At 72.0% G+C, this 12,427-nt stretch carries 2 protein-coding genes; both read right to left on the bottom strand.

Annotation, left to right across the window (positions count from 1 at the left end):
• Window positions 1-56 precede the first annotated feature (56 nt).
• Window positions 57-6,098 carry an Ig-like domain-containing protein gene (locus H291_RS30455; protein ID WP_033326949.1) on the bottom strand — a complete coding sequence of 2,014 codons (6,042 nt, stop codon included), beginning with the start codon at window positions 6,096-6,098 and terminating at the stop codon, window positions 57-59.
• Window positions 6,099-6,306: 208 nt separating this feature from the next.
• Window positions 6,307-12,408 (bottom strand): fibronectin type III domain-containing protein, encoded by a 6,102-nt coding sequence (locus H291_RS30450; RefSeq protein WP_232216086.1) that lies wholly within the window; start codon window positions 12,406-12,408, stop codon window positions 6,307-6,309.
• Between the last annotated feature and the right edge of the window lie 19 nt (window positions 12,409-12,427).

Genomic DNA, 12,427 nt, shown 5'->3' with positions numbered 1-12,427 from the left:
GTGTCGATCATGGCGTGCCCGGCCGCCGCGTGCGCGGCGGCCGGGCAGGGAAGGTTCTACCAGTTCGTGGCCTCATAGCGGGTGCCGTCGATCATCACGGCGACCGCGGCTCCTGGATGGCCGAAGAAGCAGTTCAGCTGGACCTGCCCGTTGGCCGGGATGTTGTAGGTCCGCCGGTTGCTCGTCTCCCAGGTGCGGCCGTGGGTGACGATGTCGTGCCAGCCGCTGACCTCGGGGGTGTCGCCGGCCCAGCAGGCCACCGAGTGGTTGCCCGCCGGGAAGTCCTTCGTGTTGATCTTGAAATAGGCGCAGGACGAGTGGCTGCACTCGTTGTTGTTGATGGAGCTGCCGTGCGTCACCCACGCCCGCGGGTTGGGCCGGGCGTCCGACGTGCCGGTGGCGCAGGTCTTCGCCGACTGGTTCTCGGAGTCGGTCACCGTGACGCACGCCTCCTTGGCGTCGCTGTACCCGGCCGACGCCGTCTGCGAACCGCTCTTGGCCGTGCTGCTGATCGCACCGGTGACCCGCACCGTGGTGGGCCGCCCGTTCTGCGCGGTGGCGTCCCAGGTGAACGTGACCTTCTGGTCACCGCCGTTCGCGGAGATGGACGGCTTCGGCACTGGGCCGAAGGGGATCACCGCGTTGGACGCCGCCGACCAGTCTCCGCAGACGTACTGGTTGCACGCGCGGACCTGGAACGTGTACGACGTCCCGTTGTTCAGGCCCTCGTACGTGTAGGACGTCGCGTTGCCCGCGCTCGGGCTGCCCTGACCGTTGGCCGAGACCTCGTACCGGTGCGCCGGACCGCGGAAGTCCGAGCCGGCGATCGCGTTCCAGCTCACGTTCGCCCGCCCGTTACCAGGGTTGCTCGCCTGCACGCCCGCCGGGCGGGTCGGGATGCCGTACGCCGGCTCCGCGGCGGACTGCCCGCTGACCGGGGACTTGCCCGCCTTGTTCTCGGCCTGGACGGTGAACGTGTAGGAAGACTCCTGGTTCAGGTCCTGGACGGGCTGCGACGTGCCGGACACCTTCAGCGTCTTGACCTTGTTGCCGTCCTGGTAGACGTCGAGGTAGTACGCCTTCACGGCGTCACCGTTGTTGGCCGGGGCCGTCCACGAGACGTCGATCTGACCGCCCCAGGCGGTGTTGGCGCGCTTCGCGGTCGGTGCGGCCGGCTGGGCCGGGGGCGCGGCCGGGGTCTCCGGCGCGGACGGCTCGGACCAGTCGGACGGGTCCGGGGCCGCGTTCTTGGCCTGGACCCGCACCGTGTAGGCCGTGCCGTTCTCCAGCCCGGTCCACGTGGTGTTGCCGCCCTGGACGCAGGTCTTCTGGATCACGCCGTCGGCCGGGGCCGGGCTGATCTCCAGGTTCACGCACTCGATCGGCGACCGGTCCGTGTACACCTTGTTCTTCCACGACACCTTGAGGCTCTTGTTATCGAACTCGAGGGTCGGCGGCGCGGGCTGGTCCGGCTTCTCGTCCGGGCGAGCCTCCTTGGAGGCCGGCGACGGGTCGGACTCGCCCACCTCGTTTGTCGCCGTGACCGTGAACGTGTACTTCACGTTGTTCTTGAGCCCGTCGAACGTGCAGGTGGTCGTGCCGCAGGCGTGCTCCTGACCGTTCTGCGTCCGCAGCGTGTAGCCGGTGATGTCCGCACCGTTGTTGTTCGGCTGGTCCCAGCTCAGCACCACGGTCTGGGAGCGCACCTCCTCGACGCGCGGCGCGCGCGGCGGCTCCGGCTTGCCCAGGACCGTCAGCTTGGCGATGCCGTCGACCTCGCGGTCGGGGTCGCCGGTGACGTCCTGCACGCGGTACCGCACCAGCATGGCGCCGGTGAAGTCCTCGGACGGCGTCACCACGAGCTGGTCGCCGCGGTACTCGGCGGTGCCCTGGCCGGTCTCGACCGTCGGCACCCCGGACAGGGTCAGGTCCCTGCCCGGGAACGGGTTCGTGTCGTTGGCCAGGACCGGGATGGTCGTCGGCTCACCCTGGTGGGCGTCGAGCACGACGTCCTGCGTGGTCTGCACGAGCGGCCGGGTCGAGGCCACGACCTTGACGGTCAGCACGGCGTCGACGGCGGGGTTCTTGCCGTCCGAGACCGTCATCGCCAGCTCCTGCGCGGTGCCCTTCGAGACGGAGGGGTCCACTTCGGCCGAGACCGTGTCGCCGGAGACCGCGGGCGAGATGCCCTCGACGCCCTTGACCGTGAAGGTCAGCGGGTCCTTGTCGGGGTCCTTGACGTACCGCGAGAGGTCGACCGAGCTCTCCTCGCCGGCCGTGGCCTCCAGCACCGGCCGGCCGGTGATCTTGGGCGGCATGTTCTTGGACGGCGTCACGTCGATCTGCAGCGTCAGCACCGCCGTCAGGCCCTCGGGGTCGTCCGGCCCGTCGCCGTCCGTCACCTCGAAGCTGACCGAGGCCCCACCGGCGAAGTCCTCGGCCGAGGTGTAGACGAGTGTGTCCTCGTCGTCGACGACGACCTTGCCCTCCAGGGCCTTGACCGTCTTCTCCTCGGTGATCCGCGGCTCGGTGCCGTCGCGCACCACCACGTAGTCAGCCAGGTCGATCGTCAGCGGCTCGCCGCTGGTCGCCTTGAGCGGCTCCTGGCCGGGCTTGATGTGCGGCCGCGCCTGGTCGCCCGGAACGCGAACGAACGCCTTGGCCTCCAGGCCGTCCATGTCGGTCACGGTGTAGGTGATCACCCGGGCGTTCTGGGTGAGCTCCACCTCGACCATGCCCTCGTCGGTGATCCGCACGCCCTCCAGGTCGGGGTCGATGCTCAGCTCGAGGTCGGCGGCCACGCCGTCCGGGTCGATGTCGTTGGCCTTCACGTCGACGGTCACGGTCGAGGAGCCCTCGACGTCGTCCGCCGTGACGACGTCGTCGTGCGCGATCGGCCGCAGCAGGGGCGCGTTCTGGTCGACGTTCACCGAGATGGCGCCGCTGGCCTTGGCCTTGGCGGTGTCCTGGATGCCGTAGTAGAAGGAGTAGGACCCCTCGTCGTCCGGCGCGGTGACCACGACGTCGTCCTTGACCACCTTGGGGTCCATGTCCCCGGTGCCCTCGAACCCGCTCTCCACCAGGCCGATCTCGTCGCCGTCGGGGTCGGTGTCGTTCTCCAGCGCGCGGACGGCGACCGTGCGGCCCGGCCGCACCGTCGTCTCGTCGTCCGCGGCCTGCGGCGGCTGGTTGGTGGCCGGCTTGGGCGTGATGCCCACGCGGACCAGGCCCTCGCCCACCGCGCCACGGGTGTCCGTGACCTGGTAGGTGAAGGTGTCCAGGCCGGTGCCGTCCTCGGCCGCCGTGTAGTCGATGAACCCGTCCACGATCGTCGCGGTGCCCTGCGTCGGGGCGCCGGAGATGGCGCTCAGCGTGACGTAGTCGCCGTCCGGGTCGGTGCCGTCGAGGTTCAGCGGGATCCGGGTGGTTCCCTCGGCGAGCACCCGGGCCGTGATGTCGGGCAGCTGGGGCGCCGCGTTCTCCGGGTCGTCCTTGACGATGATGGTCACCTGGGCCGAGTCCTTCTGCCCGTTGGAGTCCATCACCTCGTAGACCGCGTGGTACGTCCCCGCCTCCTGGCCGGCGCGGAACCGCACCGTGTCCTCGGAGACGAAGGCCTCGCCGGCCGCGGCCGGCGGCGACTCCTGCAGCTCGTCCGTCAGGGTCAGCTCCAGGCCGTCCGGGTGCGTGTCGTTCTTCAGCACGGGGATGGTCACGACGTCGCCCACGTGCACGGTCGCCTCGTCCGGGCCTGCCTCCGGCGGGCGCAGCTGGGCCGGCGCCGGGATCGGCACCACGCGCACCTGGCCCGTGGTGGTGCCCGCGCCGTTCGCGACGGTGTAGGTGAGCGTCACGGGCTCGTCGAGCCGCTTGACCTCGGAGACCTTCAGGATCTGGTGGTTCAGCACGGCGACCTTCACCGGCGCGTCGTCCGGGACGTCCACGCCCTGCACCACGAGCACGCCGCCCGCGGGGTCGGTGTCGTTCGCCAGCACGTCCACCAGTGCCGAGCCGCCGGTCGGCAGCAGCACCTGGTCGGAGACCGCGATGGGCGGCCCGGCCTCGTCCGGCGGCTCGACGACGTCCACGCGCACCAGGCCCATGGTCGGCTCGGGGCCGTCGGTGATCTGGTAGGTCAGGTCGTACGAGCCCTCGGAGTCGCTCACGACGCGGAAGGTGCCCGCACCGTAGTTCGGCGTGATCTCCAGGCCCGCCTTCTCGCCGACCGCCGTCAGGCGCAGCTTGTCGCCGTTGGGGTCGAAGTCGTTCTGCATCGGCCGCACCGTCGCGGGCTCGCCCGCCAGCACGGTCACGTGGTCCTGCACGGCGACGGGCGGCACGTTGGTCGCGATGACGTCGACGAGGAGCCGGCCCTGGAACGGCAGCCCCAGCGCGTCGGAGACCGTGATGTCGACGATCTTGCGGCCGGTGGTGGTGCCGCCGTCGCGGAACTCGATGGTGCCGTCCGGCCGGAACCGCACCTCGTCCAGCGGGTCGGCCGTGCTCGCGTTCGACAGGAACATGTCGTCGCCGTCGGGGTCCCTGAAGTACGGCAGCACCTTGATCGTGCCCATGCTGTCCTGGCCCACCCGCAGCACGGGCTCACCCGACTGGACGGGCGGGTTGTTCTCCTCCAGGGGCACCACCCGGACGTCCACGGACGCCTGGTCCGTGCCGCCGCGGCCGTCGTCGACCTCGTACGTGAACGTGGTGGTGCCGGTCGCGTCGGCCGGGACGTCGGCCTGCAGGGCCGCGCCGTCGAGCACACGGTTGACCTTGATGTCGCCGTCGGGCTCGCCCTTGAGCGCGGCGACCATCACGTCGCCGTCCTTGTCCACGTCGTTGCCGAGCACGTTCAGCACGGTGGTGCGGCCCGGCCGCACGCCGAAGTTGTCGTCCTTGGCGACGGGCGGCCGGTTGGCCTTGTCCCGCTGGGCCACGAACTGGTCGACCTGCTCGGGCGTGGTCTGCTCCGACTCGGTCTTCTCGCCCTCGGCGTCCTCGGGCATCTTGAGGTCCCAGTCGTCGACCTTCTCGAACTTGTCGGCGGCCATCCACAGGGCGCCGTTCGCGACGTCGTTCAGGACGATGATGTTGCGGTTCACGCGGTAGGCGAGCCTCGTGCTGGCGTCGATGCCCTCGAGCCGCTCGTCCACGTCGTTGTCGGAGCCCTCGCAGTCGCGGATGACCTGGCCCGAGTTCCAGGCGCCGTACACGCAGCCGCTGAGCTGGACCGGGGCGGACGGTGTGCCCTCCGCCGAGCGGGTGGTCGCGTCGCCACCGCCCAGCGGCTGGGAGACCAGACCGCTGGGGGTGGCCAGCACCACGTTGTCGGCCTTGTCGGACGGCTGCTGGAGCATGCCCTGCGACGCGTCCTTGATCTCGACCGCGTCGCCGCCCGGGAGCACCACGTTGCCGGTCGACTCGTTCAGCACCACCGGCTTGTCGCCCACGGCCGTGACCTGGATCTTGGCGTCGGCGCTCATGGGCAGCGAGGACTCGTCGGCGTCCCTGGCGGTGCCCTGCGTGCTGGTCGGGACCGTGTACAGCTTGCCGTCGGCCGGGACCGCGAGGAACACGGTGCCGTCCTTGCCGACCGCGAGCGTCCCGCCCTTGCCCACCTTGAGCGTCGGCTTGAGCTTCTTCTCGTCGAACGCGACCGCGCCGTCGAACGGGAGCACCCAGGCCTTGCCGGACTCCTCGTCGTACACGGCGGTGGTGGCGCCGCCGGCGCCGACCTGCGCGCCCGCAGGGAACTTCATGGTGCCGCGCAGCGTGAGCTGCGCGGGCTCGATGGGGCTCGCGGACGAGTCGCCCACGCTGTCCAGGAGCACGCGCTGCGCGTCCTGCTCCACGTCGAAGTTCGCCGAGTTGGCGAGCAGGGTGCCGTCGAGGGCCTTGGCCTCGTAGTTGAACCGGCCGACCTTGCCGGACGCCGTCTGGGTCACCCAGACGCCGGAGTCGTTCAGCTGGACGTCGGCCGTGGCCTCGCCGTCGTAGAGGAGCGCGAAGCCCAGGAGGCCCGCGCCGAAGAGGGACACCACGCCGACCGATGCTGCCGATCTGCGGTTCTCGTACACGCGCGAGACAAAGCTCATGCGTCCTCCTCTTCAACAGTCACGCCACCGAAAATTTGCCCGCCCGGACGGCACACACAGGCGCAACGGGAGCACACTACCGGGGGCAAGGGTGAATCGTCGTGGAATTTCAGTGGGCAGGACTACCCATGCCGCCCGTCCAGATTGTAGGAGTCTGTCTGGTAAGCGGCCGGTGTGTCGCAACCGTGTCGGGGCAAATTTCCGGTGGTTACCAGGTCAGTCGGTTCGACGACCCCAGCTCCTGTGTCTCGACCCAGGTCTGGGCACCCGTGTAACCGTGCATGCAGTCCGACTGCCCGGACCAGTTGCCGTTGCCGTCGGTCCGAAGCGGCACGCCCCAGGCCTGACCCCACCAGTTGCCCTGCTCGTAGCGAGGGAAGTACACCTGGCCCGCCGGCTGACGCACGGTGGTGAGGCACCGCATGGTGAACGCCGTGTTGGGCTCCCACCCGGTGATGCTCATGTTGATCCACCGGCACGCCGCACCCTGCTGGCAGCCCGACGACGTCGAGCCGTCGGCGCCCTTGGAGATGGTGAACGAGCGGTTGGCCGGGTTGGAGTTGGTCCGCCCGCTGCCCGAAGCCGTCGTGCCGCACCCGGCCGCGTTGCAGGCCTGCGCCTCGAGGCTGTAGCCCGTGCTGTACGCCGGCCCGACGTCGACGTTGCCGCCGGACGCGGACATGCTCTGCCAGCCGCCGCCGTTGACGCGGTACCGGATCGACTCCACGGCCCGGCCGCCGTTGCTGCCCGGGGGCGACACGGTGAACCGGCCCTCCGAGGACGAGCGCAGCGTCCAGCTCACGCCCGGGGCGCCCGGCGTCGTGTACGGGGTCACGGGGTTGGAGCTCGCCGTCCAGGCCGAGCACGTGTACTGGTTGCAGGCGCGCACCTGGAACCGGTAGGCGGTGCCGTTGGCCAGGTTCTTGAAGGTGTACGACGTCGCGGTCCCGGCGTTCCCCGGCGTGCCCCCGCCGTTCGCCAGCACCTCGTACCGGTGCGCAGGCCCGCGGAAGTCGTCCGCCGCGATGCCGCTCCAGCGCACGTCGGCCTGGCCGCTCGTGGTGGAGCCGAGCGCCGCCGTCGGCGTGCCCGGGACCTGGGGCTTCCCGTACGGCACCTGCGCCGCCGACTGGTCGCTGGCCGGCGAGTTGCCGGCCTTGTTCTCGGCCGTGACAGCGAACGTGTAGGACGCCTCGGCCGACAGGCCCGAGACCACGCGGGACGTGCCCGTCACCGTCTGCGTCTCGACCTTGGACCCGTTGCGGTACACGTCCAGGTGGTACTGCTCGACCGGGGCGCCGTTGTTGGCGGGCTCGGTCCAGGACACCGTGATCTGCCCGCCGAGCGCGTTGTCCACGCGCTGGGCGGACGGCGCCGCGGGCTTGGCCGGCGGCGCGGCCGGGGTCTCGGGGGCGGAGGCGTCGCTCCAGTCCGAGGGGTCCGGCGCGGCGTTCACGGCCTGCACCGTCACCGTGTAGGCGGTGCCGTTGGCCAGCCCGTCCCAGACGATCGAGCTGCCGGTGACGCAGGACTTCTGGATCACGCCGTCGGCCGGGGCCGGGCTGATCTCCAGGTTCACGCACTCGATCGGCGAGCGGTCGGTGTAGGTCCGGTTCTTCCAGGAGACCGTCAGTGACGAGTCGCCGAACTTCAGCGACGGCGGCTCCGGCTTGTCGGGCTTCTCGTCCGGCCGGGCGTCCTCGGACGGCCCGGACGGCTCCGACTCACCCACCTCGTTGGTGGCCGTGACGGTGAAGTTGTAGACGACGTCGTTCTTGAGGCCGGTGACCGTGCAGGTCGTGGACTTGCACTCGGTGACGTCGCCCTTGCCCGACCGGGCGGTGTACCCGGTGATCTCGGCCCCGTTGTCCGACGGCGGGTCCCACGTCAGCACCACCGTCTCGGACCGCACCTCCTCGACCTGCGGGGCGCGCGGCGCCTCGGGCCGGCCCAGCACCGTGAGGCGCACCGTGCCCTCCACCTCGCGGCTGACGTCGGCCGTCGCGTCGGCCACGCGGTACCGCACCACCATGGCGCCCACGAAGTCGTCCGACGGCGTCACGACCACCGTGGAGTCCGTCGTCTCCACGAAGCCCTGGCCCGTCTCGACCACGGCGCCGACCACCTTCAGCGGCTCCTCGGGGAACGGGTTGGCGTCGTTGGCCAGCACGTCCACCGTGGCGGCCGCGCCCTGGTGCGCGTCGCGCACCTCGTCCGGGTTGGCCCGCGCGAGCGGGCGCGTCGACGCCACGACCGTGACGGCGAGCTCGCCGGCGACGGGCGGGTGGCCGCCGTCGGACACGGTGAACGGGACGGTGAACCGCGTGCCCTTCGGGACGGAGGGCTGCGCCTGCGCGGTGACCGTCGCGCCCTGGGTGCCGAAGGTGATGCCCTCGGCCGCGCCGGTGACCTCGACGGTCAGCGGGTCGCCCTCGGGGTCGACGGCGACGCGCGACAGGTCGAGCGCCGACTCCTCGCCGGCGGCTACCTCCAGCAGCGGCGTGCCCTTGATCTCCGGCGGCTGGTTGCGGCTGGCCCGCACGTCGATCGGCAGGGTCAGCACCGCGGTGCGGCCCTCGGGGTCGTCGGGGCCGTCGCCGTCGGTCACCTCGAAGGTGACCGAGGCGCGTCCCACGTAGTCCTCGTCGGAGGTGTACGTCAGCGTGGTCGGGCCGGTGACATCGCGCGTGCCCTCGACGGCGGTCACCTTCTCCTCGACGGTGAACCGGGGCTCGTGGCCGTCGGCCACCACGACGTGGTCGGCGATGTCGATCTCGAGCGTCTCGCCCGCGAAGGTGCGCAGCGCCTCGACCGGCTGCTTCAGGTGCGGCAGCGAGCCGTCGCGCGGCACCCGCAGGAACGCCTTGGCCGTCAGGTCGTCCATGTCGGTCACGGTGTAGGTGAGCACCTGCGGGTCCTCGGTGAGCGCCACGGTGACCTCGCCGCCCTCGCCGAGGGTGACGCCGGCGGGCTGCTCGCCGTCCTCGCCGAGCACGGCGACCGTCAGGTCGGTCGCGACGCCGTCGGGGTCGGAGTCGTTCCGCAGCACGTCCACGGTCACGGTGTCGGACGTGACGTCCGCGGGCGGCACCACGTCGTCACGCGCGACCGGGCGCAGCAGGGGTGCGTCCTTGGCGGTCTGCACGGTGATCGCGCCGGTGGCGCGGGCCGCGAAGGTGTCCTCGATGCCGTAGTAGAAGGTCTGCGTGCCCTCGTCGCGCGGTGTGGTGACCACCACCAGGTCCTCGACGACGCGGGGGTCCAGGCCCTCGGCGCCCTCGAACGACTTGGGCACCAGGCCGACCTGGTCGCCGTCCGGGTCGGAGTCGTTGGCCAGGGCGTCCACCGCGACGTCGCGGCCGGGGCGCACGAGCGTCTCGTCGTCGCCCGCGGTGGGCGGCTGGTTGACCCCCGGCGGCTGGGCGACACCGACGGCGACCGTGCCCTCGGCCGTCGCGCCGCGGGTGTCGGTCACGGAGTAGCGGAACTCGTCGGCCCCGGCGGCGCCCTCGGACGCCTCGTACTCGAGGAACCCGTCGACCACGCGGGCCGTGCCCTGCGCGGGCGGCGCGGAGAGGCCGTCGAGCGTGACGTAGTCGCCGTCCGGGTCACTGCCGTCCAGCGGCAGCGGGATCCGGGTGACCGAGCCCGCCAGCACGCGGGCCGTGGTGTCCGGCGGCTGCGGCGCCGCGTTCTCCAGGGTGTCCGTGATGTTGATCGTGACCTGCGCGGAGTCCTTCTGGCCGTTGCTGTCCCGCACCTCGTAGACCAGGTGCGCCGTGCCGGCCTCGGACCCGGCCCGGAAGCGCACGGTGTCCTCGGAGACGAACGCCTCGCCGGTGTCCGGCTCCTCGACGAGCTCCGGCGTGAGCTTCAGCTCCAGCCCGTCGGGGTGGGAGTCGTTCTTCAGCACCGGGACCGTGACGATGTCGCCCGTGTGCACGGTCGTCTCGTCCGGCGTCGCCTCGGGCGGGCGCAGCTTGGTGGGCGCGGCGATGGGCACCACCCGCACCTGCCCGACGGCGGTCTCCGTGCCGTTGGAGGCCGTGTACCGCAGGGTCACGGGCCGGTCCAGGCGCTCGGTCTCCGCGACCCGCAGCACGTGGTGGTCCAGCACGACGGCGGTGACCTCCGGCGGCGCCTCGACCGACGAGGCGACCAGCACGCCGCCGCCCGGGTCGGTGTCGTTGGCCAGCACGTCCACCAGCGCGGAGCCGCCGGCGGGGAGCAGCACGGTGTCGGCCACGACCACGGGCGGGCCGGCGGCGTCCGGCGGCGGCAGCACGTCGACGCGCACCAGGCCCATGGTCGAGCCGGGGCCGTCGCTGACCTGGTAGGTGATGTCGTAGCTGCCGGGCTCCTGGCTCACGAACCGGAAGGTGCCCGCGGCGTAGTTCTCCGTGATCGTGGCCGGCGCCTGCTCCGAGACGCTGACCAGGCGCAGCCGGTCGCCGTTGGGGTCGGAGTCGTTGCGCAGCGGCCGGACCGTGACGGGGTCGCCCGCCAGCACGGTGACGTGGTCGGCCACCGCGACGGGCGGCTCCTGGGTGGCGATCACGTCGACGAGCAGCCGGCCCTCGCCCACCTGGTCCAGGCCGTCCGTGACCGTGAGCTCGACGATCTTGCGGCCGGTCGCGGTGCCGCCGTCGCGGAACTCGACCGTGCCGTCCGGCCGGAACCGCACCTCGTCCATGGGGTCCGCGGTGGCCGCGCTGGAGAGGACCAGGTCGTCGCCGTCGGGGTCGCGCCAGAACGGCAGCACCTTGATGGACGCGTCGCCGCCCTGCGCCACGCGCAGCACGGGCTCGCCGGTCGAGACCGGCGCCTCGTTCTCGCTCAGGGGCACCACGCGCACCTTCACGTCGGCGTCGGCGGTGCCGCCGCGCCCGTCGTCCACCGTGTAGGTGAAGGTCGTGGTGCCGGTCGCGGTCTCGGGCACGTTCGCCTGCAGCGCCGCGCCGTCGAGCACGCGGTCCACCGAGACGTCGGAGGCGCCCTCGCCGGCCACCCGGCCCTCGGGGTCGGCGATGGACGCGGTCATCACGTCGCCGTCGGGGTCGAGGTCGTTGCCCAGCACGTTCAGCACGGTGGTGCGGCCCGGCCGGACGCCGATGGAGTCGTCCTCGGGCTCCGGCGGGCGGTTCGGCTTGTCCCGCTGGGCCACGAACTGGTCGACCATCTCGGGCGTGGTGGTCTCGGACTCCGTCTTCTCGCCCTCGGCGTCCTCGGGCATCTTCAGGTCCCAGTCGTCGACCTTCTCGAAGTCCTCCGCGGCCATCCACAGCGTGCCCGCCGAGACGTCGTTCAGCACGATCACCTGGCGGTTGACCCGGTAGGCGAGCTCGCCGTCGGCGCCCTCCAGGGTCTCGTCCACGTCGCGGTCGGTGCCGGGGCAGTCCCGGACCACCCGGCCGGTGCCCGACCAGGCGCCGAAGGTGCAGCCGCCGAGCTGCACGGGCGCCGCGGGGGTGCCCTGGCCCACGCGCGTGGTGGAGCTCCCGCCCCGCAGCGGCTGGGTGACCAGGCCCTTCGGCGTGGCCACGACCACGGCGTCCGCCTCACCCGAGGGCTGCTGCAGCCGTGCCTCGGCGCCGCCCGCCAGGTCGACGACGTCGCCGCCGGGCAGCACGAGCGTCGACGCGGTGCGGTCCAGGACCACCGGCCGGTCGCCGACGGCGGTCACCTCGAGCTCGGCGCCCTTGCCGACCGGGAGCTCCGAGTCGGTCACCTCGTCGACGGTGCCCGAGCCGTTGGTCGTGACGGTCGCGAGGCGGCCCTTGGCGGGCGCGGCGCCGAAGACCGTGCCGTCGGTCGCGACGGCGACCCGGGCGCCCGGCCCGAGCTCCGCCGTCGGGTCCAGGTCGTCGGCGCTGAACTGGACCGCGGCCTCGAACGGGAGCACCCACAGGCGGCCGTCGTCCGGGTCAAGCACCGCGGCGGTGTGCCCGCCGGAGGTGATGACGGCGCCCGCGGGCGCGCTCATGGTGCCGCCGAGGGTGAGCTGCGCCGGGTCGACCGGGCTCGCGGTCGCCGTTCCCGGGTCCGTCATCAGCACCCGGTACTCGGCCTGCTGCACGTCGAACGTCGACGAGCCGGACAGCAGCGTGCCGTCCAGCGCCTGCGCCTCGTTGTTGAACCGGCCGAGGAGCCCCGCCGAGGTCTTCGTGACCCACACACCGGAGTCGTCCAGGTCGACCCTGGCCGTGGACTCGCCCTGCTGCAGCAGCATGAGCAGCACCAGCGCCCCGCCGAAGACGGCGACGACGCCTCCGGAGACCGCCGAGCGCGTCGACACCTTCAATACGGGCACAGGTTTTCCTCAAGGCTCG

Source organism: Promicromonospora sukumoe 327MFSha3.1 (assembly GCF_000385135.1).
In the GTDB taxonomy this organism is placed as follows: Bacteria; Actinomycetota; Actinomycetes; order Actinomycetales; family Cellulomonadaceae; genus Promicromonospora; species Promicromonospora sukumoe_B.
This window is presented reverse-complemented; position numbering and strand designations above follow the sequence as displayed.